Origin of the sequence: Catenibacterium sp. UBA627 (genome assembly GCF_002299355.1) — a bacterium.
Taxonomy (GTDB): domain Bacteria; phylum Bacillota_I; class Bacilli_A; order Erysipelotrichales; family Coprobacillaceae; genus Catenibacterium; species Catenibacterium mitsuoka.
In genome coordinates, this window is sequence record NZ_DBPF01000012.1 from 1 (window position 1) to 516 (window position 516).

General features: G+C 36.2%; 1 protein-coding gene. It reads right to left on the reverse strand.

Features of this window, described 5'->3' with window-relative positions; all coding sequences use genetic code 11:
• Positions 1–15: 15 nt before the first annotated feature.
• A partial coding sequence (locus tag B2S90_RS00920) for an SIS domain-containing protein (RefSeq protein WP_286696394.1) occupies positions 16–516 on the reverse strand: 501 nt, incomplete at its 5' end.

A 516-nucleotide genomic window follows, 5' to 3' on the forward strand; every position in this document is an offset into this window, starting at 1 on the left:
CTGTCCATCTTGTTATTATCTTTTATCTACCGCAAACATCTCTTCACACTTGATCATGGATTTATGTGAGTTTTCTATCATTTCTGTCAAGAACAAGAAGATAATCTCTATCACTGTACTTGCTGAAACTCTAGAGAAACAGAATTCATCAAGGAAAAGTTTTTCACGAGTTGCTGTTGTTATATGATATTGTACTTCTTCACCAATCGCTGAGTGAGGACTATTAGTAATACCTATTGTCATTGCTTTATTGTTATTTGCGATTTTAACTGCTTCTAATACTTTATCTGATTCTCCTGAGTTACTGATGGCTATTAAGACATCTCCCTTACCTAAAGTAAAAGAGTAAGAGAGCTGAGTTTCCCAGATCGTTCCTGCAGTTGTTGGTATACCTAATTCATTGAACTTAAAAGCTGCATCAATGGCTACAGGAATCGTATTTCCTACTGCTATCACCTGCACTCTAGAGGCATCTCTAATACCCTCTAGAATCTCTCTAAATTCGTCTGTGTTGAT